Source organism: Burkholderia sp. KL41, assembly GCF_057005415.2.
Genome location: NZ_CM174447.1, coordinates 2,398,480 through 2,423,319, shown reverse-complemented (window position 1 = coordinate 2,423,319; position 24,840 = coordinate 2,398,480). Strand labels below are relative to the sequence as shown.

Annotated in this window: 23 protein-coding genes; 13 read left to right on the top strand and 10 right to left on the bottom strand. The window is 68.6% G+C overall.

Annotation, left to right across the window (positions count from 1 at the left end; all coding sequences use genetic code 11):
• Positions 1–220 precede the first annotated feature (220 nt).
• Positions 221–553, top strand: coding sequence for a hypothetical protein (locus tag PQB87_RS28215; RefSeq protein WP_111942161.1), 333 nt, complete (start codon positions 221–223; stop codon positions 551–553).
• 121 nt (positions 554–674) lie between these two features.
• On the opposite strand, the gene mmsB is transcribed toward PQB87_RS28215, so the two are convergent.
• From mmsB to PQB87_RS28200, 3 genes are all read right to left on the bottom strand, one after another.
• Positions 675–1,565 carry a 3-hydroxyisobutyrate dehydrogenase gene (gene mmsB / locus PQB87_RS28210; protein ID WP_059495028.1) on the bottom strand — a complete coding sequence of 297 codons (891 nt, stop codon included), beginning with the start codon at positions 1,563–1,565 and terminating at the stop codon, positions 675–677.
• A 14-nt stretch (positions 1,566–1,579) separates the two neighbouring features.
• A complete protein-coding gene (locus tag PQB87_RS28205) occupies positions 1,580–3,106 on the bottom strand; it encodes a CoA-acylating methylmalonate-semialdehyde dehydrogenase (RefSeq protein WP_489243027.1) in 1,527 nt (508 codons plus the stop codon).
• 115 nt (positions 3,107–3,221) lie between these two features.
• Entirely contained in the window at positions 3,222–4,541 is a 1,320-nt protein-coding gene (locus PQB87_RS28200) for an MFS transporter (RefSeq protein WP_021163346.1), read from the bottom strand.
• Positions 4,542–4,698: 157 nt separating this feature from the next.
• Between PQB87_RS28200 and PQB87_RS28195 the strand changes: the two genes are divergently transcribed.
• From PQB87_RS28195 to PQB87_RS28185, 3 genes are all read left to right on the top strand, one after another.
• On the top strand, positions 4,699–5,658 hold the full coding sequence (locus PQB87_RS28195) for a LysR family transcriptional regulator (protein ID WP_027791230.1): 960 nt from the start codon (positions 4,699–4,701) through the stop codon (positions 5,656–5,658).
• Positions 5,659–5,748: 90 nt separating this feature from the next.
• A complete protein-coding gene (locus PQB87_RS28190) occupies positions 5,749–6,540 on the top strand; it encodes a uracil permease (protein ID WP_153489755.1) in 792 nt (263 codons plus the stop codon).
• 59 nt (positions 6,541–6,599) lie between these two features.
• On the top strand, positions 6,600–7,097 hold the full coding sequence (locus PQB87_RS28185) for an SRPBCC family protein (RefSeq protein ID WP_059484229.1): 498 nt from the start codon (positions 6,600–6,602) through the stop codon (positions 7,095–7,097).
• 38 nt (positions 7,098–7,135) lie between these two features.
• Here PQB87_RS28185 and PQB87_RS28180 read toward each other — a convergent pair whose 3' ends face one another.
• The 3 genes from PQB87_RS28180 to PQB87_RS28170 all read right to left on the bottom strand — a co-directional run bounded on the left by PQB87_RS28180 (position 7,136) and on the right by PQB87_RS28170 (position 9,767).
• Positions 7,136–8,077, bottom strand: a complete 942-nt coding sequence (locus PQB87_RS28180) for a hypothetical protein (protein ID WP_489243026.1) — start codon at positions 8,075–8,077, stop codon at positions 7,136–7,138.
• A 124-nt stretch (positions 8,078–8,201) separates the two neighbouring features.
• Entirely contained in the window at positions 8,202–8,924 is a 723-nt protein-coding gene (locus PQB87_RS28175) for a haloacid dehalogenase type II (RefSeq protein ID WP_489243025.1), read from the bottom strand.
• Between the two features lie 204 nt (positions 8,925–9,128).
• Positions 9,129–9,767, bottom strand: a complete 639-nt coding sequence (locus PQB87_RS28170; RefSeq protein WP_489243024.1) for a hydrolase — start codon at positions 9,765–9,767, stop codon at positions 9,129–9,131.
• A gap of 200 nt (positions 9,768–9,967) precedes the next feature.
• Between PQB87_RS28170 and PQB87_RS28165 the strand changes: the two genes are divergently transcribed.
• Entirely contained in the window at positions 9,968–10,861 is an 894-nt protein-coding gene (locus PQB87_RS28165; RefSeq protein WP_060314603.1) for a LysR substrate-binding domain-containing protein, read from the top strand.
• Between the two features lie 593 nt (positions 10,862–11,454).
• The gene (locus PQB87_RS28160; RefSeq protein WP_059684248.1) at positions 11,455–13,704 is read left to right on the top strand and encodes a putative bifunctional diguanylate cyclase/phosphodiesterase; all 2,250 of its coding nucleotides are present in this window, start codon (positions 11,455–11,457) and stop codon (positions 13,702–13,704) included.
• A 41-nt stretch (positions 13,705–13,745) separates the two neighbouring features.
• On the opposite strand, the gene PQB87_RS28155 is transcribed toward PQB87_RS28160, so the two are convergent.
• Both PQB87_RS28155 and PQB87_RS28150 read right to left on the bottom strand, forming a co-directional pair.
• A complete protein-coding gene (locus PQB87_RS28155) occupies positions 13,746–14,813 on the bottom strand; it encodes a response regulator (protein ID WP_059684246.1) in 1,068 nt (355 codons plus the stop codon).
• A 55-nt stretch (positions 14,814–14,868) separates the two neighbouring features.
• Positions 14,869–15,873, bottom strand: a complete 1,005-nt coding sequence (locus PQB87_RS28150) for a chemotaxis response regulator protein-glutamate methylesterase (protein WP_027791239.1) — start codon at positions 15,871–15,873, stop codon at positions 14,869–14,871.
• A gap of 338 nt (positions 15,874–16,211) precedes the next feature.
• On the opposite strand from PQB87_RS28150, the gene PQB87_RS28145 reads away from it, so the two are divergent.
• Positions 16,212–16,640 carry a hypothetical protein gene (locus tag PQB87_RS28145; RefSeq protein ID WP_059684244.1) on the top strand — a complete coding sequence of 143 codons (429 nt, stop codon included), beginning with the start codon at positions 16,212–16,214 and terminating at the stop codon, positions 16,638–16,640.
• A gap of 57 nt (positions 16,641–16,697) precedes the next feature.
• Here PQB87_RS28145 and PQB87_RS28140 read toward each other — a convergent pair whose 3' ends face one another.
• Positions 16,698–16,922 carry a hypothetical protein gene (locus PQB87_RS28140; RefSeq protein ID WP_027791241.1) on the bottom strand — a complete coding sequence of 75 codons (225 nt, stop codon included), beginning with the start codon at positions 16,920–16,922 and terminating at the stop codon, positions 16,698–16,700.
• Positions 16,923–17,260: 338 nt separating this feature from the next.
• Here PQB87_RS28140 and PQB87_RS28135 point away from each other — a divergent pair, with 338 nt between their 5' ends.
• The 4 genes from PQB87_RS28135 (at position 17,261) to PQB87_RS28120 (ending at position 20,378) form a co-directional block, all read left to right on the top strand.
• Positions 17,261–17,950, top strand: a complete 690-nt coding sequence (locus PQB87_RS28135; RefSeq protein ID WP_021157620.1) for a DUF969 domain-containing protein — start codon at positions 17,261–17,263, stop codon at positions 17,948–17,950.
• On the top strand, positions 17,947–18,897 hold the full coding sequence (locus tag PQB87_RS28130) for a DUF979 domain-containing protein (RefSeq protein ID WP_059684242.1): 951 nt from the start codon (positions 17,947–17,949) through the stop codon (positions 18,895–18,897). The genes PQB87_RS28135 and PQB87_RS28130 overlap by 4 nt, the downstream gene beginning before the upstream one ends.
• A gap of 19 nt (positions 18,898–18,916) precedes the next feature.
• Positions 18,917–19,939 (top strand): DUF2891 domain-containing protein, encoded by a 1,023-nt coding sequence (locus PQB87_RS28125; RefSeq protein ID WP_059684689.1) that lies wholly within the window; start codon positions 18,917–18,919, stop codon positions 19,937–19,939.
• A gap of 115 nt (positions 19,940–20,054) precedes the next feature.
• The gene (locus tag PQB87_RS28120) at positions 20,055–20,378 is read left to right on the top strand and encodes a hypothetical protein (RefSeq protein ID WP_124475747.1); all 324 of its coding nucleotides are present in this window, start codon (positions 20,055–20,057) and stop codon (positions 20,376–20,378) included.
• 327 nt (positions 20,379–20,705) lie between these two features.
• Here PQB87_RS28120 and PQB87_RS28115 read toward each other — a convergent pair whose 3' ends face one another.
• Positions 20,706–21,530: an IclR family transcriptional regulator gene (locus PQB87_RS28115; protein ID WP_027791246.1), complete on the bottom strand. Its 825-nt coding sequence runs from the start codon at positions 21,528–21,530 to the stop codon at positions 20,706–20,708.
• Between the two features lie 189 nt (positions 21,531–21,719).
• Here PQB87_RS28115 and PQB87_RS28110 point away from each other — a divergent pair, with 189 nt between their 5' ends.
• Entirely contained in the window at positions 21,720–23,375 is a 1,656-nt protein-coding gene (locus PQB87_RS28110) for a GMC family oxidoreductase (RefSeq protein ID WP_489243023.1), read from the top strand.
• Between the two features lie 128 nt (positions 23,376–23,503).
• A complete protein-coding gene (locus PQB87_RS28105) occupies positions 23,504–24,808 on the top strand; it encodes an MFS transporter (protein ID WP_111942141.1) in 1,305 nt (434 codons plus the stop codon).
• Positions 24,809–24,840 lie beyond the last annotated feature (32 nt).

The following is a 24,840-nucleotide window of genomic DNA, read 5'->3' as shown; positions in this document are numbered from 1 at the left end:
CGCGCCGCCCAGTGCGCCCGCAACGGCGTGCGGGCAGGGCGAAACTACCTGTCGGCCGAAGCCGGCCGCCGGCGAGGGCTGTAAATCTTGCCTGCACCCGTCATCGTTTAACCATTCGAAACAATGTGTTCACCGAAAGGGGCATGATCTCCGGCGATCGAGCAGGCATACTGTCGCCTATGTTGCTCAATGCACGTCGAAGTACGTGCGCTTGCCCCCCATGTCCACTCCAGTTTCCTTTCGAACCCTGCGATGGTTGACCGTCGCGGCTACTGCATGCTTGCTCGCCGCGTGTTCGACCGCTTCCGACGTGACCGCGACGTCGAACCCGAACGTATTTACCGTGACGACGCGCACGGTCGGCGTATCGACGACGTGGGCCGACGCCCATACGAAGGCCGTCGACGAAGCCACCAACTACTGCACGCAGCGCGGCATGCGCGCCAGCCTGAAGCAGGAGGCGCTGACCAGCGGCAGCCGTGTCGGCGCGCGCTCCGAACTCGCGTTCGAGTGCCATCCGACCTTCGAGACGGCGTCGAATCCGCGCGGTTGAACGACCGGCGGCGTCGCACGCCGCCGCCTGCGTTTTCCTTTCTTCTCCCCGATGCAAAGCGACCCGCGAGGCCATACAGGCACATCGCGGGTCGGCGCACGTCCGGCGTCGGCTGCGGCGGTTACGCCGGCTGCGCCTCGTACAGCTTGACGCACGCGGAGAAATCGAGCGTGCCGAGCCCCTGCTGGCTCATCGACTGATAGAGCTGCTGCGCGAGTGCGCCCATCCACACCGGCTGGTGCGCGCTCCGTGCCGCTTCGGTCGCGAGCCCGAGATCCTTCAGCATCAGGTTCGCCGCGAATCCGCCCGCGTAGCCGCGCGCGGCCGGCGCGGTGTCGCTCACGCCCGGATACGGGTTGTACGTGTCCGAGCTCCAGCAGCGGCCGGTCGACGTATTGATGATGCCGGCCAGCACGGACGGATCGATGCCGAGCGCGGCGCCGAGCGCCATCGCTTCCGAGACGCCCATCATCGAGATCCCGAGCAGCAGGTTGTTGCAGATCTTCGCGATCTGCCCGGTGCCCGTGCCGCCGCAATGCACGACGTTCTTGCCCATGTCGAGCAGCACGGGGCGGATGCGCTCGAACAGCGCGGCGTCCGCGCCGACCATGAAGGTCAGCGTGCCGGCCTGCGCGCCGCCGGTGCCGCCCGACACGGGGGCGTCGGCGAGCGGGAAGCCGCGCTGCGCGGCGGCGTCGGCCACGGCGCGCACGGTGCCGGGATCGATCGTGCTGCAGTCGATCAGCGTTGCGCCGGCGTGCGCGCCGGCCAGTACGCCGTCGTCGCCGAGATAGACCGCGCGCACGTGTTGCGCGGCCGGCAGCATCGTGATCACGACCGCGCCGCGCGCGGCCGCTTCGCGCGGCGAGCCGGCGGCGGTTGCGCCGGCGCGCACCGCGACGTCGACTGCGTGCGCGTCGAGGTCGAACACCGTCAGCGCGTGGCCGGCTTTCAGCAGGTTGGCGGCCATGGGGCCGCCCATGTTGCCGAGTCCGATGAATGCAATTTCCATGTGCAGGCCCTCACTCAACGCAGCGCGATCGTCGTGTTCACGCCGCCGGCCGTCGCGTCGTCGTCGAACCAGCGCGCGGTGACCGTCTTCGTCTGCGTGTAGAACTGCACGACCTGCTTGCCGTACGGGCCGAGGTCGCCGAGCTTCGAGCCGCGCGAACCCGTGAAGCTGAAGTAGGGCACCGGCACCGGAATCGGGATGTTGATGCCGACCTGGCCGATGTCGATCTCGCTCTGGAACTTGCGTGCCGCCGCGCCGCTCTGCGTGAACAGCCCCACGCCGTTGCCCATCGGGTTGCGGTTGACGAGCGCGATTGCGTCGTCGAGCGTGTCGGCTTCGAGCACGACCACCACCGGCCCGAAGATTTCTTCCGTATAGATCGACATGTCGGTCGTCACACCCGAGAAGATCGTCGGGCCGACGAAGTTGCCCTGCTCGTAGCCGGCCACCTTCACGTCGCGGCCGTCGAGTTCGAGCTTCGCGCCGGCCTTCACGCCTTCGTCGATCAGCGCGGTGATGCGCGCATGCGCGGCCTTCGACACGACCGGCCCGACATCGGTACCCGGTTCGTGGCCCGCGTTGACCTTCAGCGCCTTCGCCTTCTCGACGAGCTCGGGCAGCCAGTCGCGCGCCGCGCCGACCAGCACGACGACCGACGTCGCCATGCAGCGCTGGCCGGCCGCGCCGAAGCCCGCGCCGACGAGTGCGTTGATCGTCTGCTCGCGGTGCGCGTCGGGCAATACGACCGCGTGGTTCTTCGCGCCCATCATCGACTGCACGCGCTTGCCGTGCTGGCTGCCGAGGTTGTACACGTGCGTGCCGACGCGCGTCGAGCCGACGAACGAGATCGCCTTGATGTCCGGGTGCGTGCAGAGGCGGTCGACCACCGTCTTGCCGCCGTGCACGACGTTCAGCACGCCTTGCGGCACGCCGGCCTCGATCGCGAGCTCGACGAGCTGCATCGTCGACAGCGGGTCCTGCTCCGACGGCTTCAGCACGAACGTGTTGCCGCAGACGATCGCCATCGGGAACATCCACAGCGGGATCATCCCGGGGAAGTTGAACGGCGTGATGCCCGCGCACACGCCGATCGGCTGGCGCAGCGTGTAGGTATCGACGCCGCCCGCCACGTTCTCCGCGAATTCGCCTTGCTGCAGCGTGCCGATCGAGCACGCGTGCTCGACCACTTCGAGGCCGCGGAAGATGTCGCCCTGCGCATCGGGCAGCGTCTTGCCCTGCTCGGCCGTCAGCGTGTGCGCGATCCGTTCGAGATTGCGGCGCACGAGATCCTGGAACTTCAGCATGATGCGCAGGCGCGCGCCGATCGGCGTCGTCTTCCACGTCTGGAACGCGCGCTGCGCGGACGCGATCGCGGCGTCGACCTCGTCGAGCGTCGCATACGGCACGCGGCCGATCACTTCCTGCGTCGCGGGGTTGACGATGTCGCCCCATTCGGCGCTTTGCGATTCGACGAATGCGCCGTCGATCAGCAGCTTGGCGGTGGGCAGGGCGAGGGTGGTCTGGGGAACTGCGGCGTTCATGGAACTCTCCGGGAAACGGGGTGATGACAAACAAGGCGGCCCGTATCCGCCGCCGCGCATGCGCGCACGGCTGACGGCAGGACGAACTGAAATCGATCGGATGCCGGCGGCGTGCTCACGCGCGCGCCGGCCGCATCAACGCGGTACACACGAGCGCGAACACGCCGAAGCCGACGAGGTAAGCGATCACGTAATGCGGCTGGCCGCCGCCGGCCTTGAGCAGCGACGTCGCGATCATCGGCGCGAAGCCGCCGCCGATCACGCCGGCCAGCTGCACCGACAGCGAGATGCCGCTGTAGCGGATCTCCGCCGGGAACTGCTGCGCGAACAGCAGCGATTCCGGCGCATAGAGAATCGGGAACACGACGCCGAGGCCGAGCACGATCGCCCACCATGCGGTCGACGTTTGCTGCGTGCCGAGCATCAGGAAGAACGGCGCGGCGAACGCGCACATCAGCACGAGGCCGATCGCGAACATCCGGCGCTGGCCGATGCGGTCGCTGAGATGGCCGCACAGCGGCATCGTGACGAGCGACAGCGCGGCGCCGGCCGTGATCGCGTGCAGCATCTCGGCCTTCGGCAGATGCAGCTGCTGCGTCGCGTAGGCGAGCGCGAACGTGACGACCATGTAGAACCAGGTGTTCTCGGCGGCGCGTGCGCCGACGATCGTCAGCACCTCGCGCGGATGGCGGCGCAGCGCGGCCGTCACCGGCGACTTCTCGGCCTTGCCCTGGCGCTGCATCTTCTCGAAGTCGGGCGACTCGGGCACCTTCGCGCGGATGAACCAGCCGAGGCCGACGAGCGCGATGCTCGCGAGGAACGGCACGCGCCAGCCCCACGACAGCATGTCGGCTTCCGGCAGCGCGGCCACCGCGGCCATCGCGACCGACGACAGGATCAGGCCGAGCCCGACGCCCGTCTGCGGCAGGCTGCCGAACAGCCCCTTGCGGCCCTTCGGCGCGTGTTCGACGGCCATCAGCACCGCGCCGCCCCATTCGCCGCCCACCGCCATCCCCTGCAGGAACCGCATCCCGATCAGCAGCGCGGCGGCCCAGTAGCCGATGCTGTCGTACGACGGGATCAGCCCGATGATCATGCTCGGCACGCCCATCAGCAGCAGCGTGATCATCAGCATCGACTTGCGGCCGATGCGGTCGCCGAAGTGGCCGAACACGATGCCGCCCATCGGCCGCCCGATGAAGCCGACCGCGAACGTGCCGAACGCGGCGAGCGTGCCGACGACGGGGTCCAGCGACGGGAAGAAGATGCGGTTGAACACGAGCGCGGCGGCCGTGCCGTAGAGGAAGAAGTCGTACCACTCGATCGTGGTGCCGGCCATGCTGGCCCAGCCGGCCAGCAGGTGGTGCTTCGCGGTGCGCTCGGGCGCAGGTGCCGCGACTGTCGCATGCTCATCGAGGGTGGATCGCGTCTGCATGGTGTCTCCGTGGTGGTGCCGCGGCTCGTGGTCCGCAGGTCACGGTCGAGTATAGTTATGCGCAGATTCATCATGTACCGATAAAGAAACCGGTTGGATGTGCATTTATGCATATCGACGGCCGGCCCGGAGACTCCAGCCCCTTTTTCCCTTGCCGATGCGACATGCCACCGAGCCGGTTTCCGGCAACCTGAACTGGGACGACCTGCGTTTTTTCCTTGAAGTCGCGCGCACGCAGCGGGCGAGCGGCGCCGCCAAGCGGCTGGGGGTCGACTACACGACCGTCGCGCGGCGCATCCGTGCGCTCGAGGCGGCGATGGGCACGCTGCTGTTCGACAAGTCGCGCTCCGGCGGCTTCACGCTGACGGCCGAAGGCCAGCGGCTCGTCGCGTATGCGGATGCGATGGAGACGACCGTGCAGTCCGCGTGCGACCAGGTCGCGAATACGGGCGAGGCGCTGTCGGGCCATGTGCGGATCGGGTCGACCGAAGGGTTCGGGTGCTTTTTCCTCGCGCCGCAGCTCGCGCAGTTTCGCGCCGAGCATCCGCACGTGACGGTCGACCTGCTGCCGGTGCCGCATTTCGTCAACCTGCCCAAGCGCGAGGCGGACCTTGCGATCACGCTCGAGCGGCCCGAGCGCGGGCCTTACGTGGTCACGAAGCTGTGCGATTACCAGTTGCGGCTCTACGCGACGCGCGACTATCTCGCGAACCATCCACCGATCACCTGTACCGACGATCTCGCGGAGCACGCGTTCATCAGCTATGTCGACGATCTCGCGTTCAGCAACGAGCTGCTGTACCTCGACCGGGCGGTGCCGGGCGCGACGGCCGGGCTGCGCACGACGAGCGTGATCGCGCAGTATTTCGCGGCGCTGCAGGGCGGCGGGCTCGCGATCCTGCCGTGCTTCATGGCGGCCACGCAGCCGGCGCTGGTGCCCGTGCTGCCGGACGACGTGGTCGTTACGCGGTGCTTCTGGCTGACGTGCCGCGAGGATCTGCGCAAGCTGCGGCGCGTGACCGCGCTGTGGGATTACCTGCGCGCGGCGGCGGACGCGAATCGCGCGCTGCTGTCGGGCGAATCGGGGACGCTGAGATTCGTCGGCGAGCCGGCCTGACGGAATGGCGGGCGCGGTGGTGACAAACGAGTTGAGCGGAATTGGAAAAATGGCCGACGAAGATCCGGCCGGTTATCGGGGGAAATGCAGATGGCGTTGACGCAGGCGGGCAAGGTGTTCGTGGTCTGTGTGGCGGTATTCGGCGTGGCCGCATACTGGCTCGCGTCGCGCATGGTGCGCCGACAGACCGGCGGCAAGCGCGGGGCGGGCGGCGCGGTCGCCTTCTGGTGGCTCGTGTGCTTTTGCCTGGTGTCGCTGTTTTTCCCGTTCGCGTACTGGATCGGCGACGAACTCTACGCACTGGCCGTGTCGCCGAAATACGAGGCGACCGTCGTGTCCTACCAGTCCGAGTGGGACACCTGCGAGCGGCGCGACAGCAGCGGGCGCACCGAACGATATCGGTGCATCAAGTACACGTCGATCCTGGAAGCCGTGATGCCGGATGGCGAGCGGGTCGTGCTGCCGGGCAACATCCGATCCGGCGGCGTGCCGGAGATCGGCGAGAAGATCGATGTCGTGTTGCCGGCCGGGGCCACCCAGTTGCATGAACGCAGTGTGCGCAGTGTCGGCCTGCTGGCCGGCGGCGCGCTGATGGTCGCGATCATCGGGTATTTCGTCTACCTGATCGCGGCGTACGGTGCGGGGAAGAACATCGACGGTGCGGCCCGATTCGGCGTGGCCGCGGTGATGAACGCGCTCGTGCCGCTCGGCGCGCTGCTGATGGAAATCGGGTTCCTGAGCGTGCCGTACCGCTACTGGGTGCGGGGGAATCCTGAACAGTGGCCGGTGTGGGTGCTGGCGCTTGGCGTGCTGTTCGCGCTGGCGCTGCTGCCGTTGCTGCTCATCTACGCGCGAACCGCGTGGCGGGCGGTCGTGAAGTGACGAATGCGGCGGGGCGGTTGTGTCATCATGCCCGCACCGGCAACCGCCAGGAGACGGTCGTGGAAATTCATTCGCAGTGGACGTTCGATTGCCGGCCCGAGCATGTCTGGCCGCATTTCCTCCATGCCCGGATGGACGACACGCGGCCGTTGCTGTTCCGCCTCGGCGTGCCGAAGCCGGTCAGCTGCCGCGTGCTCGAAGGCGTGCCGGCCGTCGGCAACACGCGGCAGTGCACGACCGATCGCGGCACCATCGACCAGCGCATCCTCGTGCTCGACGAGCATCGCCGGCTGCGTTACCGGATGGTGGCGTCGACGGTGTGGTGTCGCGACTGGGTCGGCCTGCTTGAGGACGAATTCACGCTGACACCGGTGGAAGGCGGCAGGACGCGCGTCGAACGGCGCACCGTGTTCAGCGCGCGTGGCCTCTTCAGGCCGGTGCGGCAGATCGGGTTGTGGCTCGCGTTGCAGCAGGCGCACCGGTATGCGGCCCGCAACTGGCGGCGTCTCGCGATGGCGGCGCAGGGGCGGGCGGGTGCGATGGAGGCGGTGCGCTAGGGCCAGCGCAAGCCCGTTGTTATTGGCGTGAACAGTCCCTAGGCCTTGGGCGCGGGCGCGTAATAGATTTGCCCGACATCCGTGTCGCGCACCTCGCCGTTGCGTTCGGCCTCGGTGCGCGTAGCCAGGAAATCGACCGTGCACAGATCCGGGCGGCCCAGCGCCTTCAGGATGCCCGACGTGCGCCACGCCGGCAGCCAGTCGGCCCACGACAACCGTACGCCCAGGAGCAGCGCGAGCATGACGCCGATCGCGGCCGGCCCGCCCAGCAGCATGGCCAGGTCGGCACCCAGGTCGGAAAAGCCATCGTCGCCGGTCCAGAGCAGCAGGATCATGATCGGGATGACAAAGCAGTTCATGCCGATGAACATCCATTTCCACGCCAGCCAGATGTCGTGCGTCAGGCCGGCCAGCCCCGTGTCGCTGCACGTGTGATCCATGACCGTGCGGCGCCGGTCCGGCGACGACAGCGCGAACAGGCGGCCACGGCGATCGACCACGGCAACCACGTCGTCGCCGACGTCGAAGCACTGCCCGCCGAGGAAACCGCGGTACGACCCGCCGCCGATTTCGATTTCCACCGGTAGCTTCGCGAACAGGATCCTGCCGTTCTTCCCCACGGTCACGAACGCGTTTGCCGACGCGAAGGTCCTGGTTTCGCGCAGGTTCGCGTACGACCACGTCGCCGGATGCTCGACCTTGTCGGCCGCCGCGTTCAACTCGGCCAGGACGAGATCCTCGTCGGCTTGCTGAAACACCAGGGCATTGGCCGCGGCCTCGTTGCCGGTGAGTGCCGCGAGGATCGGCACCAGGGTGTGCGTGAACCAGTAGCCGAGCGACTTCTTGCGGGCTTCGGGGTCGACGGGCGGCACCTGACGGCTGCCGGCACTGCCCTGGTCGGGGCGCTCGAGAAAGCGCATCGCGGTCAGTTTGCCTTCGACAAGACGCAGGGGTGACGACATAAGGGCAGGCGGCTGCAATGGGACAGGGTTTGCGGAGTCTACCAGTCGTCTGTCGGCGCGTTTGTCCTGCTTGACGCGCCGTGCCACCGGCCCCGCATCGCGGCCGCCAGTGCCACGCTCGCGCGCCTTGACCCGGAGGCCTTCAACCCGGGCAGCCCAGCCGGTCCGCGAGTTCGTTCAGGTCCTTGACGTCGAAGTCCCACTGATCAACGGCTCGCAGGTCGGTCGTCTGGCCGGGCCCGTGTTCGGTCGGCCGCAGCACGAACGCGGTCGACAGCCCCTGCCGGCGTGCGGCCGCGAGATCGCCGTTGTGCGCGGCGACCAGGCACAGCTCGGCCGGCTCGATGCCGAGAATCTCGACGGTATCGCTGTACACCTGCGGCGACGGCTTGTACGCGCGCACGACTTCCGCGCCGAGGATCGCATCCCACGGCAGCCCCGCGCGTTTCGCGATGTCGACCATCAGCCGGATGTTGCCGTTCGACAGCGGCGCGATGATGAAGCGTCGCTTCAGCCGCTGCAGCGCCGCGACGGCATCGGGCCACGGGTCGAGGCTGTGCCACGCGAGGTTGAGCGCGTCGATGTCGGCGTCGGGCACGTCGACGATTCCGTAGCGGTCGAGCGTGCGCACGAGGTTCTCGCGGTGCAGGACGTCGAGCCGCACGTAGCGGCGGCGCCCGCTGCGGATTTCTTCCATCGACGGCGAATATTCGGCCCGCCACGCATCGGCGAATTCGAGCGGGTCGAGTGCGGGTGCATGGCGATCGAGGAACGCGGCGGCGCCGCGTGCGACGCCGCTTCTCCAGTCGACGATCGTTCCGAAGACATCGAAAACGAGCGCCTTGATTTCGGCAGGGTTCGTCATGGTGATCCTGTGAAGGTCAATCGATGAGGGTGCACATCGCCGTGCCGCGCGCGATGCGCGGCGCCGGAGCCATCGACATTGAATCACGGATACGAAAACGCGGCCTGCCTGCCGCGATGCAGTCCGGCCGCGCCGGAACGGAGAAGCAGGGCAGCGGCGCGCGCCGACGGCCGGACACGCCGGCCGCCGCGCGTGCCGTGCCGGTCAGCTCTTGTCGTACGAGAACTGGATGCCCGCGGTGCCGCCGGTTTCGATGAACAGGTTGACGAACGCCGGCACGGTGGCGCTGCGCGCCCAGTCGCGCTGCAGTTCGCAGAACAGCTGCGCGACGCTGATCATCTGGCCGCCGGCCTGCTCGATGCGGCGCAGCGCGGCTTCGTGCGCGGCGACCGACGTGCCGCCGACCGCATCGACGACCACGTACACCTCGTAACCGGCCTTCAGCGCGTCGAGCGCCGGGAAGGTCAGGCACGCTTCGGTCCACAGCGCGGTCATGATCAGTTTCTTGCGGCCGGTCGCTTCGACGGCCTTGCGGAATTCGACGTCTTCCCACGAGTTGATGCTGGTGCGGTCGTAGGTCGGATAACCTTCGAGCGCCGCGCGCAGCTGCGGGATCGGCGGCTTGTTCAGGCCCGTCTTCACGTTCACGGTCGAGTGGACGATCGGCAGGTTGTACGCGACGGCCGCCTTCGACGCGCCGACGATGTTGTTGATCAGCAGCTGGCGATCCATCGACGCGATGGAGTTCACCTGGACCGGCTGGTAATCGATGACGATGAACGCCGCGTTCTGCGGGGTGAGCAGGTGGTCGTTCGCGGGGTCGCGAACCGGTTCGCTTGCCATGGTTGCCTCCAGTGACGATGCGGGAAGTGAGGGGGGTAAATCCAAGTCTAGTGAACCGTCGGGTCGGGCGAAAGAGCCGGTCGAGAGAATTCCCGGCTGCCGCGACACGCTCGATCCACGCTGAAACAGGATGCTAGGCGTGCAACAACCGGCGTTCCAGTCCCTTAAAATGCCGTCAGTGTTCTATGGGTGGAACAATCATGGATGACCTGAACGACCTCTACTATTTCGTGAAGGTGGTCGAACACGGCGGGTTCACGCAGGCCGGGCGCGCGCTGGACGTGCCGAAATCGACACTGAGCCGGCGCATCGCCGCGCTGGAAGCGAAGTACGACGTGCGGCTGCTGCAGCGGACGACGCGTCATTTCACCGTCACGGAAACCGGACGCGAATTCCATGAGCGCTGCCTCGCGGTGCTGGTCGAGGCCGACGCCGCGCGCGAGGTGATCGAGCGCCGGCATGCGGAGCCGCGCGGCATCGTCCGCGTCAGTTGCCCGACCGCGCTGCTCGAATATCGCGTGAGCGAACTGGTCGCGCGCTTCATGGCGATTCATCCGCAGGTGCAGGTGCATCTCGAGGCGACGAACCGCCGCGTCGACCTGCTGAGCGAAGGGTTCGACCTCGCGCTGCGGGTGCGCTTCCCGCCGCTGGAGGACAGCGATCTCGTGATGCGCGTGCTCGCCGACAGCCCGCAGCGGCTGGTGGCCGCGCCGCACTGGCTGGACGGGCGCGCGCCGCTGTCGGACCCGGCCGGGCTGGCCGGCGCGCCGAGTCTCGACTGGGGGCCGGCGCGGCATCACGTGTGGCAGCTGGTCGGGCCGAACGGCGAGCACGCGCAGCTGCGCCATCATCCGCGCTTCGTCACGGACGACATGCACGCATTGCGCGATGCGGCGATTCACGGCGTCGGCATCGTGCAGCTGCCGTGCATGGTCGTCGAGGACGACCTGCGCGACGGCACGCTGGTCGACGTGCTGCCCGGCTGGGCGCCGAAGGGCGGCGTGGTGCACGCGGTGTTTCCGTCGCGGCGCGGGCTGCTGCCGCGCGTGCGGCTGCTGATCGATTTCCTGGCCGAACACATCCGGAAGGATTGACGCTCGCACCGGCGCCGCGCTGCAAGCTGGGCCGGCGCGTGTGCGGGCTCGATGCCCGATGCCCGATGCCCGATGCCAGATGCCAGATGCCAGATGCCAGATGCCAGATGCCCGACGCCCGACGCCCGACGCCCGACGCCCGACGCCCGACGCCCGACGCATCGGCGCCGAGCGCGGCGCCTGGAGCATGGCGGTCACGGCCGCGACCAACGCATCAAAGGCGATCACGCGCACGGATCCCGGCGCGGACGATCGAACGCGAACGGAGCCGGGGCGCCGCCGCAAGCTGACGAATGGCTTTCGAACGCGGCCCGCATGGCGCACGGCCTTGCCCGGAGCGGTCGCGCCGCGCGCAGGTCTTCCGGCGGACCGACTGCCGGCCGCCCATGCCGCATCGACCGCGTGTAACCCCTGATGCGCATGGACGCCCGGGTTGCCACGGATTGGTGTTAAATGTATTTCGGCGCGCGTTGGCACCGCGTGCAATACGGGGCGCACCGGGCATCGGCGTATACCCGGAGCGAAAAACGGCACGAAGGATCGAAAACGAATCGGGCGCATCAGACCCGATCGGACAGACGGCAGGATTCATCTTGAATACCGAACCGCAAAGTTCTCGTTACAGTCTCGGGCTCGCGGCGGAAGTGCTCGCGTCCGAGCAAAGCGTGCTGAGGCTGATCACGCGCAACACACCGCTGCCGGAGCTGCTCGTCGAAGTCTGCCGGCGCGCCGAGGCTTTGCTCGGCGACGGTGCGTCGTGCACGATCCTGCTGCTCGATATCGACGGCGTGCACGTGCACGTCGGCGCCGCGCCGTCGCTGCCCGGACAGTACAGCGCGGCGATCGAAGGCGCGTCGATCGGGCCGGTGGCCGGCTCGTGCGGCACGGCGATGTACCTGCGCCGGATGGTCGTCGTCGAGGATATCGAAACCGATCCCCTGTGGGCCGACTATCGTGCGGTTGCGCTGCCGCTGGGCCTGCGCGCGTGCTGGTCGGTGCCGTTCCTCGACGACGCGGGCGCCGTGCTGGGCGCGTTCGCCGTCTATCACCGCATGCCGCGCCGGCCGAGCGATGAGGAAACCGAACTGCTGCGCGACATCGGCAACAGCGTCGGCCTCGCGGTGCACCAGGACCGGATCGCGCGACAGCTCGCGCGCAGCGAGGAACATCACCGGCTCGTGGTGAACAGCCTGAACGAAGGGATCCTCGTCGTGTCGCGCGATGGCGTCGTGGTCGCGAGCAACCCGAGTGCGAACCGGATGATGCGCGTGAAGGGCGACCTCGTCGGCCGCAGGCTGTCGACGGTGATCCTGCGCAAGCTGCGCGAGGACGGCACGCCGATCGCGCCCGACGACTGGCCGAGCCGGCGCGCGCTCGAAACGGCCACGCCGATGCTCGACTACACGGTCGGTTTCGGCCTGGCGGACGGCGACACCATCTGGGTGCGCGGCAACGCGGTGCCGATCGTGAAGCCGGGCGAAACGCAGGCCGACTCGGTGCTCGTTTCATTCAACGACATCGGCCCCGTGCGCGAAGCGCAGCAGCAGCTGCGCTACCTGGCGACGCGCGATGCGCTGACGGGCCTCTACAACCGCCGCTGGCTCGGCGACCGCATGCGCGAGCTGTTCGGCGGCCACGATGCGGCGGGCGGGCCCGCGCGCGTCGCGATCCTGTTCATCGATCTCGTCGGCTTCAAGAAGGTCAACGACACGGCCGGCCACGACGCGGGCGACGCGCTGCTGCGCAGCGTCGCGGCGCGGCTCGCGGCATGCGGAGGCGGGCAGCATGCGCTCACGCGCGTCGGCGGCGACGAGTTCGTGATCCTCGTCGACGACTGCGACGATCCCGACCGGCTCGCGGTGCTCGCGCGCGAGGTGATCGACGCGATCGCGAAGCCGTTCGCGATCGCGAACAACGAATACTGGCTCGGCGTATCGATCGGGATCAGCGTCGCGCCGCGCGACGGCGACGATGCCGTCACGTTGATGCGCAACGCCGATTCCGCGATGTACGACGCGAAGCAGCGCGGCCGCAACCACTTCACGTTTTTTACCGCGCAGCTCAACCTGCGGCTGCAGCGCCGCTTCGCGATCGAGCAGTCGCTGCGGCGCGCGCTCGCGTCGGACATGCTGCGGCTCGCGTATCAGCCCGTCGTCGACGCGCGCAGCGGCCGCACCGTCGGCGCCGAGGCGCTGCTGCGCTGGACGAGCCCCGAGCTCGGGCCGATGTCGCCGGCGGAGTTCATTCCGGTCGCGGAAGATACGGGGCAGATCGTCGCGATCGGCCAGTGGGTGCTCGAAACCGCGTGCCGGCAGGCGGCGGAATGGCGCCGCACGATCGCGCCCGACCTGGTGCTGGCCGTCAACCTGTCGCCGCGGCAGTTCCACGAAGGCCTCGTCGAGTCGGTCGGTCGCTGCCTCGCGCAGACGCGGCTCGATCCGTCCGCGCTCGAGCTCGAGATTACAGAAGGACTGCTGATGAACGACACGGACACCGTGCTGCCGATGCTCGAGGCGCTCACGGACATGAACGTGCGCATCTCGGTCGACGATTTCGGCACCGGCTATTCGTCGCTCGCGTACCTGAAGCGCTTTCCGCTGCACAACCTGAAGGTCGACCGCTCGTTCGTGTCGGGCGTGCCCGATCATCACGATTCGGTGGCGATCACGCAGGCCGTCGTCGCGATGGCGCATTCGCTCGGGATGAAGGTCACGGCCGAAGGGGTCGAGACGCAGGCGCAGTCGTGGTTCCTGCAGCAGATCGGCTGCGACATGCAGCAGGGCTACCTGTTCAGCCGCCCGCTGGACCCGAGCGACTACGCGCGCCGGTTCGGCGCCGCGTGAGCGAGGCGCCGGGCCGGCGTTCGGCGTTCAGCGTTCAGCGTTCAGTCGGCGCGCGGCGCACCGAAGCCGCCGGGGACGGGCGGGGTCGGCGTCGCGTCGATCTCGACGCGGTTCTTGCCCTCGTGCTTCGCGCGATAGAGCGCGCGGTCGGCCGCTTCGATCAGCACGGTCGTCGGCAGGCCGGGCGTCGGCACGATGGTCGCGCCGCCGATGCTGATCGTCACGGTGTTGCCCGTCGACGAATGCGCATGCCGTAGCCGCAGCGCCTCGATCGCGAGGCGGATCTTCTCGCCGAGCAGCCGCGCGGCACCCGGCGACGTGGCCGGCATCACGACCGCGAATTCCTCGCCGCCGAAACGCGCGGCGAGATCCCCCGACTGGCCGAGACAGCGCTCGATGGTCGACGCGATCTGCTTGAGCACGCTGTCGCCCGACACGTGGCCGTACGTGTCGTTGTACAGCTTGAAATTGTCGACGTCGATCATCAGCAGCGACAGCTCGCTGCGCTCGCGCGTGCCGCGCCGCCATTCGGCGGCGAGGTATTCGTCGAGATAGCGCCGGTTCGACAGCCCGGTGAGGCCGTCCGAATGCGTGAGGCGCCGCAGCTCGAGATTGGCTTCGAGCAACTGCTGCTGCGATTGCCGCAGCGCGCGATAGGCCTCGTCGCGCTGCAGCAGGTTCATGTACGAGCGCGAGTGGTAGCGCACGCGCGCGACGAGCTCGATGCGGTCGGGCAGCTTCACGAGGTAGTCGTTCGCGCCGGCCGCGAAGGCGGCGCTCTTGATCACGGGCTCTTCCTGCGTCGACAGCACGATGATCGGCACGTCGCGCGTCGCCGGATTCGTCCGGTACGCCTTCACGAGGCTCAGCCCGTCGATGCCGGGCATCACGAGGTCCTGCAGGATCACGGTCGGCCGCGTCTCGATCGCGGTGGCCATCGCGTCGTCCGAACGCGGGCAATAGTGGAAATCGATGCCTTCCTCGTCGACGAGCGCGCGCCGCACGGCTTCCGCGACGATCGTCTGGTCGTCGACCAGCAGCACCATCGCCGGCACGTCGGCGGGCGGCACGTAGGGGCCGCCTGGCGGGTGAGTCGGGTCAATGCTCATGGTCGATGCGGGTTGTTGCGAGGGCAGGCATGGGTGTTGCACGTGTTCATCGGGCTCAGATCCGCGCGAGCGCCGCCAGCTCGCCCGCGATGCGTCCGAGCGGCAGGATCGCGCGCGCCGCGCCGAGCGTCGCGGCCGCCTTCGGCATGCCGTAGACGGCGCTCGTCGCCTCGTCCTGCGCGATCGTATGGTAGCCCTTCATCCGCAGCGCCTTTAGGCCGATCGCGCCGTCGCGGCCCATCCCCGTGAGCAGCACGCCGATCACGCGGCCGGGCCAGTGCTCGGTCAGGCTGTTGAAGAACACGTCGACCGACGGGCGATACGGCGTGGCGGCCGGCTCGCGCGTGTATTCGAGCGTGCCGGCGCGCGTGATGCGCAGGTGGTCGTCGGTCGCGGCGAGCAGCGCGACGCCCGGCTGCGGGCGGTCGCCTTCGCGCGCGACGCGCACGGCGAGCGACGTCTGGCCGTCGAGCCATTGCGCCATGCCTTCGGCGAACGCGCGGTCGACGTGCTGCACGATCACGATCGGTGCGTTGAAATCGGCCGGCAGGCCGCCGAGGACCGACGCGAGCGCGCCGGGGCCGCCGGCCGATGCGCCGATCGCGATCAGCGGTCCGCCGCCGGTGCGCGGGGGCGTGCCGGCGAGGCGCGAGCCGCCGGGCGCGTCGAGCAGGCGGCCGATCTGGTCGATCTTCGCGAGCAGCAGCCGGGTCGTGTCGCCGGCCGAGCCGTCGCCGAGCCGCGGCGTATCGACCGCGTCGAGCGCGCCGGCGCCCATCGCCTCGAACACGCGCCACGCATTCGCGCCGATGCAGCTCGTCACGATCAGGATCGCGCACGGTCGTTCGGATCGCATGATCCGCCGCGTCGCTTCGATCCCGTCGAATTTCGGCATGATCAGGTCCATCAGCACGACGTCGGGCGGCTGCGTGGCGCATAGTTCGACGGCTTGCGCGCCGTCGGTCGCGACCCACAGCACGCGGTGCTCGGGCCGTCGCGCGATCGCGCGGCGCATCGCCTCGACGGCAAGCGGGAGGTCGTTGACGATGCCGATGTTCACAAGCGGAATTCTCCGGTCGGTTCGTGATGCTGGGGGTGGGCCGGGTTCATGGAAGGAGGGGGCCTGTTCGGCGCCGCCGGACGGCATCGGCGGCCGGACGGCACGGCATTCTTTTCGGTTGGCGACGCCCCGAATGCTGTCATGCGGCGCGGGCGGCGGCAATCGAAAAATTTGCGCATTGCGCCGATTCAGTGCGTTTCCTCTATGGCTGTGCGGCGGGCGGCGGAATCGGGCCATCCCGCGCGTGCGTGCACGGTCGTGCGGTTTCGGCACGGCAGGCCGCGGAAGCCGGCATGTTACCGTGGCGGCTTCGAAGAAAAAGACGGGGAGAATCCAGGATGGCCGTGCCCGACACCGTACTCGTCAGCCGCGACCCGTGGGCGCCGATCGTGACCGAGCATGACGGCCGGCTGCTGTACCGGATCTACATCGAGAGCGGACATGCGTCGTTCCACCGCGATTTCCCGGTCGATCCCGACGCGGTGCGCGTGCTGCGCGACGACGCCGAGCGCTACTACTTCCTGTTCGCGGCGCTTCATCATCCATACCAGCTGAGCGCGACGAACCTGTCCGACGCGGAGCGCGAACGCTACTTCCGCACGATCCTGTTTGCCGGCCGCGACGAAGTCGAAGCCTTCATGACGGCACTCGACCGCGCCAGCAACGGCGCGGTCGCGAACCTGCTGAGGATCTTCACGCAGGCCGACTACCGGCAACTGCGCGCGGGCCGGTGGTTCGACATGGGCGCCGGGACGCCGGCCGCGTAGCGCCCGCGCAGGCCCGTGGTCCGCTTCGGCGGGCGCCGGAGGAAACCGGCCGCGCCGTCAATGGCTGCGCGCGTACCCCTGGATCAGCGCGCGCATCATGCCTTCGACCGTCGCGTCGAGCAGGTCGTCTTCCTGCTCGGCTTCCTCGACGAGCGCGGCATACGCGGTCGCGAGCGTCACGCGATCGACCTCATGGCGTTGCTCCATCAGCGTCACCATCCCGTCCTTCGCCAGATGAGCGGAGAACGCGCGGCTGCCGATGGTCTGGAATACGTCAATCATGGCGGCTCTCCCTTCCGTTGCCGATGCTTTCCAGTTTAGTCGGCGCACCGGGGCTCCGCCACGCGCGGCGGCCCGTCGCACGCCGCCCTCCGGGGCGGCCACGCGCGTGCCGCGACCGGTGCGTCCGCGCCGGCCGGCCCGCCACCGATTCCTCGGATGAAACATCGCCGACACATGGCCCGGGCACGGTGTCCGCACACTTCAACGTTTACCCGAAGCAGCAAATTGTCGACTTTTTATCGATAAAGTCTCGTGCTAGATTGCGCCGTCAGAGCCCGGTCCAAACCGGGCAGGCGGCGCGTTGCCGAGGCGCCGCGCGTCCGATACAAGGAGGAGCAATGCTGGTGCTGATTGGGGTGCCGATCGTCGTGATCGGTTTTGCGCTGCGCTTCAATGCGCTGCTGGTGGTCACGATCGCGGGGCTCGCGACGGGGCTGGCGGGCGGGCTGAATCTCGTCGACATCGTCAGCGCGTTCGGCAAGGCGTTCACCGAAAACCGCTACATGGGGCTCATCTGGCTGACGCTGCCGGTGATCGCGCTGCTCGAGCGCAACGGGCTCAAGGAGCAGGCGAAGCGGATGATCTCGCGTGTGCAGGCGGCCACCACGGGCCGCGTGCTGATGCTGTACTTCGTGCTGCGCCAGGCGACGGCCGCGCTCGGCCTCACGTCGCTCGGCGGCCATGCGCAGATGGTGCGTCCGCTGATCGCGCCGATGGCCGAGGCCGCCGCGGTCAACCGGCACGGCGAGCTGCCCGAAGCGGTGCGGCAGCAGATCCGCGCGCATGCGTCGGGCGTCGACAACGTCGCCGTGTTCTTCGGCGAGGACATCTTCATCGCGATCCAGTCGATCCTGCTGATCAAGGGCTTTCTCGAACAGAACGGGATTTCCATCGAACCACTGCACCTGTCGGTGTGGGCGATCCCGACCGCGATCGCCGCGCTGCTGATCCACTGCACGCGCCTCGCGCTGCTCGACCGCCGGCTCACGCGCGGCTTCGGCCTGGTGAAGCAGGAGGGCGCGCGATGATCGGCCTCGAATCGCTGTACACGCTCGCGGGGCTGATGTTCGCCGCGTTCGCGTGCTTCAACCTGACGGACCGCACGAACCCGCGCCGCGTCGTCAATTTCGCGTTCTGGGCGATCTACGCAGTCACGTTCCTGTTCGGCGCGCTGCTGCCGCACTTCGTGACGGGCTGCCTCGCGATCGCGCTCGCGGTGCTCGCCGGCTCGGGCAAGCTCGGGCGCGGCAAGTCCGACGAAGCCGGGGAAGCCGCGGCCGTGCGCCGCGAGACGCTCGCGCAGCGTTTCGGCAACCGGCTGTTCCTGCCCGCGCTGCTGATTCCGGTCGTCACGCTGATCGGGACGTTCGCGCTGAAGGGGGTGCCGTTCGTCGACCAGAAAAGCGTGACGCTGATCTCGCTCGTGCTCGGCACGCTCGTCGCGTTCGTCGTCGCGCTCGCGATGCTGCGCGATTCGCCGGTGCATGCGGTGAGGGAGGCACGCCATACGATGGATGCGGTCGGCTGGGCCGCGATCCTGCCGCAGATGCTCGCGGCGCTCGGCGCGCTGTTCGCGGTCGCGGGTGTCGGCGGGGTGGTGTCGGGGCTCGTGAAGGAGTGGGTGCCGATCGATTCGCCGTTCGCGGTGGTCGCGGCCTATACGGTCGGCATGGCGCTGTTCACGATGATCATGGGCAACGGCTTCGCCGCGTTCCCCGTGATGACGGCCGGCATCGGCCTGCCGCTGATCGTCCACCAGTTCCACGGCAACCCGGCGATCGTCGGCGCGATCGGGATGCTGAGCGGCTTCTGCGGTACGCTGATGACGCCGATGGCCGCGAACTTCAACATCGTGCCGGCGGCGCTGCTCGAACTGAAGGACAAGAACGGCGTGATCAAGGCGCAGTGGCCGACCGCCGTGCTGCTGCTCGCCGTGAACACGCTGCTGATGTATGCGTTCGCATTCCGCTTCTGACTCGATGGACGAGATCCTCATGACCGACCGACTCACCCCCGAACTCGCGTCGAAGTTCGCGTCGCTCGCGCTCGCGCACCTGACCCGCGAATATCCGAACAAGCTCACGCATTCGCTCGCCGGCCCGCGAGACGTGCAGGGGCCGCGCGCGCTGCACCCGATCTTCTACGGCAGCTACGACTGGCACTCGTGCGTGCACGGCTACTGGCTCGTGCTGCGCGTGCTCGAGCGCTACCCGGCCTTGCCGGAGGCCGAACGCATCGTCGCGATCGTCGATGCGCACTTCACCGATGCGAACGTCGCCGGCGAGCGGGCGTACCTCGCGCTGCCGCACAACAGCGGCTTCGAGCGGCCTTACGGCTGGGCGTGGCTGCTCGCGCTCGCCGCGCAGCTCGAGCGGCTCGCGCTGAGGGGCGCGCTGCCGCAGGCCGCGCGCTGGGCGAAGACGTTGGCACCGCTCACCGACCTGTTCGTGTCGCGCTTCGAGACCTTCCTGCCGAAAGCGACCTATCCGCTGCGCGTCGGCACGCACTTCAACACCGCGTTCGCGCTGGCGCTCACGCTCGACTTCGCGCGCGACACGCAGCGCGACGGGCTCGCGGCGCTGATCGTCGATACCGCGAAGCGCTGGCACCTGAACGACGTCGCGTGCCAGGCGTGGGAGCCGTCGGGCGACGAATTCCTGTCGCCCGCGCTGATGGAGGCCGAACTGATGCGGCGCGTGCTGCCGGCCGCCGAATTCGACGGCTGGTTCGCGCGCTTCCTGCCCGATCTCGCGCGCGGCGAGCCGGCGACGCTGTTCGAGCCGGCGACGGTCAGCGATCGCAGCGACGGCAAGATCGCCCACCTCGACGGGCTGAACCTGAGCCGCGCGTGGTGCCAGCGCGCGCTCGCCGGCGCGCTGCCGGAAGGCGACGCGCGGCGCGCGAAGCTGCTCGATGCGGCCGACCGGCACCTCGCGAGCGCGCTCGCGCACGTGGCCGGCGACTACATGGGCGAGCACTGGCTCGCGACGTTCGCGTTGCTCGCGCTGGAGGCGTAGCGCGCGAAACCCCACGGGCGGCAAGGTCATCGGTGCGCGGCTATACTCGCCGCTCGGGCCGCCTCGTGCCATCCATGTTGCGCGAGGCGGCCATCCTTCCGTTCGCCGCCTCGCCATGGACAAGCTCATTTCCTACGTCGCCGCGATCCACGGGCTCGCGGGCCCGGTGTCGATCGTGTCGCATGTCACGTCGCACGACCGCTGGACCGACGACGACGTCGAGGTCACGCGCGACGAAACCGAATACCGCTTCGACAACGGCGCGATCGTGCGCCGCTCGGTCGAGCAGGACCGCGCGCCGTCCGACCTGCTGTGCGCCGAGTGCTGGATCGACTACGACGTGCTTCGCCATCCCGATGCGCAGCCGATCGGCCCGACGCGGATCACGTTCGACAACGCGTGCCGCGAAACTTTCTGGCTGCGTTATCACCTCGTTTGAATGCTTGAATGCGTGAATGCGTGAATGCGTGAATGCGTGAATGCGTGAATGCGTGAATGCGTGAATGCGTGAATGCGTGAATGCGTGAATGCGTGAATGCGTGAATGCGTGAATGCGTGAATGCGTGACGGCGTGACCGAGTGACCGCACGACCGCACGACCGCACGACCGCACGACCGCACGACCGCACGACCGCATGACCGCATGACCGCACGACCGCACGACCGCACGACCGCACGACCGCACGACCGCACGACCGCATGACCGCACGACCGCATGACCGCATGACCGCATGACCGCATGACCGCATGACCGCGCGCGGCCGCTTCATCCCGCCGGTGCGCCATCGGCCGCCTGTAGCAGCGGGGCGAGCCTCGTTGCCGCGTCGCGCATTTTCGGCACGTTCTCCAGCAAATCGTTGAGCGTCGCGCGCGCGGTCGGCGCATGCACGGCGAGCGCCGCAAGCACGCGGCCGCTCGCTGCATCCTTCACCGGCACTGCGACGGCCACCATCCCGCGCACGAATTCCTCGTTGTCGATGCCGACGCCGCGCGCGGCGAGCCGGTCGAGCTCGGCCGCGAGCAGTTGCGCATCGGTCAGCGTCCGGTAAGTCATCTTCTTCAGCGTGAGCCGCGCGAGCATCGCGTTGCGCTCCAGCGCATTCATCTGCGACAGGAACAGCTTGCCGCTCGCCGTGCAGTGCAGCGGCACGCGCATGCCGGGCCGCATCTCGAGCCGCAGCGGCTCGGTCGTCTCGACACGTTCGACGTACAGCACCGTGTCGCCGTCGAGCGCGGTGAGGTTGCAGGTTTCGCCGAGCACGTCGACGAGCGCGCGCAGCACCGAGCGGCAACCGCGCGTGAAGGTGTTGTTCGACAGCGCCGCGAGCGCGAACTGCGCGGCGCGCGGGCCGAGCGCGATGCCGCGGTCGTGGCCGCGCGAGTCGGGCATGTGGATCACGTAGCCGCGCGCCTCCAGCGACTCGATCAGCCGCAGCAGCGTCGCCTTCGGGATATGCAGCCGCGCGGCGAGCTGCGACAGCGTGTACGGCTGGCCGGCCGACGCGAGCGCTTCGAGCACGGCGAGGGCGCGCAGCACGCGCGCGTCGTCGGCGGGCGCGCCGTCGGGCAGCGCGGGGGCAGGTTCGCGCATGTGTCTCCTCCGTCGGGATCGGCGTGCGTCCCGGGATGGTGTGTGTGCGATGGAAATGAAACGAATTGAACGGTTTTTGTACCACATTCGCCGCGTGGACAATAAATCGCCTTGTACGTGTTCCGTGTGCTCAATAAATTTGGACGAAACATACCGGATTTTTTCAAAACCCCGGAACGGAGACACGGAATGACACGCAGCTTCGACTATGTCGTGGTCGGCGCGGGATCGGCCGGTTGCGTCCTCGCCAACCGGCTGTCCGACGGCGGCCGCCATACGGTGTGCCTGCTGGAAGCCGGCCCCGCCGACAGCTATATGTGGATCCACGTGCCGATCGGCTACGGCAAGACGATGTTCCACCCCGTGTACAACTGGGGCTTCCACACCGATCCCGATCCGAACATGCACAACCGCCGCCTGTACTGGCCGCGCGGCCGCACGCTCGGCGGCTGCAGCTCGATCAACGGGCTGATCTACGTGCGCGGGCAGCAGCAGGACTACGATCACTGGGCCGCGCTCGGCAATCGCGGCTGGAGCTGGCGCGAGTGCCTGCCGTATTTCCGCAAGCTCGAACACAACACGCTCGGCGAAGGGCCGACGCGCGGCACCGGCGGCCCGCTGTGGGCTTCCGCGATCCGGCAGCGGCACGAACTCGTCGATGCGTTCGTCGCCGCGTCGAACCGGCTCGGCGTGCGCACCGTCGACGATTTCAACACGGGCGACCAGGAAGGCGTGGGCTACTACCAGCTCACCACGCGCAACGGGCTGCGCTGCTCGACGGCGGTGGCCTACCTGAAGCCCGCGCGCGGGCGGCCGAACCTGCATGTCGAAACCGATGCGCAGGCGCTGAAGGTGCTGTTCGACGGCACGCAGGCGTCCGGCGTGCGGTACGTCCGGCACGGCAAGGTTCACGACGTGCGTGCGCTGCGCGAGGTGATCCTCGCGGCCGGCGCGCTGCAGTCGCCGCAACTGCTGCAGGTGTCGGGCGTCGGGCCGGCCGCGCTGCTGGGGCGGCACGGGATTCCGGTCGTCGCCGATCGGGCGGGCGTCGGCGAGAACCTGCAGGATCATCTGCAGATTCGTCTGATCTATGAAGTGACGAAGCCGATCACGACCAACGACGAACTGCATTCGTGGGTCGGCCGCGCGAAGATGGGGCTGCAGTGGGCGCTGTTCCGCGGCGGCCCGCTCGCGATCGGCATCAACCAGGGCGGGATGTTCTGCCGTGCGCTGCCGGACGAATCGGCGACGCCCGACATCCAGTTCCATTTCTCGACGCTGTCGGCGGATTCGGCGGGCGGCAGCGTGCATCCGTTTCCCGGCTGCACGTATTCGATCTGCCAGCTGCGGCCCGAATCGCGCGGCACCGTGCGAATCCGCACTGACGATGCGCGCGACGCGCCTTCGATCCAGCCGAACTATCTCGATACCGGGCGCGACCGCCGCACGACGGTGGCCGGCGTGCGCTTCGCGCGACGCGTCGCGGCCACCGAGCCGATGGCGCCGCTGATGAAGCGCGAGGTGCGGCCGGGCGCGGACGCGCAGACGGACGACGAACTGCTCGAGTTCTGCCGGGAATACGGGCAGACGATCTTTCATCCGTCCGGTACGGCGAAAATGGGCGTCGCGAGCGATCCGCTCGCGGTCGTCGACGAGCGGCTGCGCGTGTACGGCACGCGCGGGCTGCGCGTGGTCGACTGCTCGATCATGCCGACCCTCGTATCGGGCAATACCAACGTGCCGATCGTGATGGTCGCCGAGAAGGCGTCCGACATGATCCTCGAGGACGCGCGCGCCGCCGATCGCGGCCGCAGCGTCGCGCCGGCCGCCGAGGCCGTCGCGTAGCGCCTCGCCACGCATTTCCCCGCGTGGCCCGTGCGCCTGCGCCCGGACGGCCGCCGCGCGTTCATCGATGCCCCCGCCGGTACGGCGTCGGGGCAGGTTGCGGCGCATCCTTACTTGGAGAAGCTCGCATGGCAATCGATTCCCGGGTCGTCCGACGCGTGGCCGCGGCCAGCGTGATCGGCGCGACCGTCGAGTGGTACGACTTTTTCCTGTACGGCGTGGTCGCCGGCATCGTGTTCGACAAGCAGTTCTTTCCGGCCGGCGACGCGTTCGTGTCGACGATGCTCGCGTATGCGACGTTCGCGGTCGGCTTCGTCACGCGGCCGCTCGGCGGCTTGTTGTTCGGCCATCTCGGCGACCGTGTCGGGCGCAAGTCCGCGTTGATCCTGACGATGCTGATCATGGGCGTGTCGACGGCCGGCGTCGCGTTCCTGCCGACCTACGCGCAGATCGGCATGTGGGCGCCGGTGCTGCTGCTGACGCTGCGCGTGCTGCAGGGCATCGGCCTCGGCGGCGAGTGGGGCGGCGCGGTGCTGATGGCATACGAATATGCGCCGCCGCACCGGCGCGGGCTGTACGCGAGCCTGCCGCAGATCGGGCTCGCCATCGGGCTGTGTCTCGCGGCCGGCGTGGTCGCGGCGCTGTCGCGCGTGTTGCCGGACGCCGCGTTCCTCGCGTGGGGCTGGCGCGTGGCGTTCGCGGCGTCGCTGCTGCTCGTCGCGGTCGGCTTCTACATCCGCACGCGGGTGGCCGATACGCCCGAATTCGTCGCGCTCAAGCGCCAGCGGCGCGATACGAAGCTGCCGGTGGTCGAACTGCTCGGCAACTACCGGCAGGCGATCCTGCTCGGGATGGGCGCGCGCTATATCGACGGCGTGTTCTTCAACGTGTTCGCGGTGTTCTCGATCGGCTACATGACGCGCAACCTGTCGATCTCGCGCGGCGATGCGCTGCTCGGCGTGATGAGCGCGGCGGTCGTGATGTGCGGGTTCATCCCCGTGTTCGGCAGCCTGTCCGACCGGCTCGGCCGAGCGCGCGTGTACCGGTGGGGCGCGACGCTGTGCGGGCTGTCGGTGCTGCCCGCGTTCTGGCTGCTGCAGACGCAATCGTCGAACCTGCTCGCCGTATGGCTCGCGCTGGTGATCCCGTTCGGGATCTTCTATGCAATGGCATACGGGCCGGAGGCCGCGCTGTTCGCGGAGCTGTTCGACGCGAACGTGCGGTACACGGGCATTTCGTTCGTGTACCAGGTGTCGGGCATCTTCGCGAGCGGCCTGACGCCGATCGTCGCGACCGCGTTGCTGCGCGTGAACGGCGGTGCGCCATGGCTCGTCGGGGTGTACGTGATGTTGTCTGCACTCCTGTCGATCGTGTCCGCGCGGGCGATCGAGAAGCGTGGCGGCGTGGCCGAGGTCGCGGTGCGCGCGATGTGACGGCGGGCGGGGCGGATGGAGCGGGCGGGGTG